The following is a 255-nucleotide window of genomic DNA, read 5'->3' as shown; positions in this document are numbered from 1 at the left end:
AGGTCACGGAGCATGGTATCCATGGCGGAGCGTTGTGCCGTCAGGACACCCTGATACTCCGTTTCAATGAAGGGATTGAAAAAATAGTCCAGTGCGGACTGGTTGTTGCTGCCATTCCCTTTCACGGAGAGACTCACACTCCCGCAGGTGGCACTGCCATTTGAAACGGTGACGGTATACCTGCCGTTCTCTGTCCGTGAGGATTCGCTCATGGGGGGCGTTGATGAACGGGCAGTACGGTTAAAGTCATCGAGG

1 pseudogene is annotated in these 255 nt (G+C 54.5%); it reads right to left on the bottom strand.

The annotated features are described in order from the left end of the window. A pseudogene (locus E0D98_RS26770) lies at positions 1-255 on the bottom strand (hypothetical protein); the annotation flags it as partial.

The sequence above is a fragment of the Escherichia sp. KCJ4928 genome (assembly GCF_004352695.1).
Lineage (GTDB): Bacteria > Pseudomonadota > Gammaproteobacteria > Enterobacterales > Enterobacteriaceae > ECMA0423.
The sequence above is the reverse complement of the archived record's forward strand: the minus strand, read 5'-3'. Positions and strand labels throughout refer to the sequence as shown.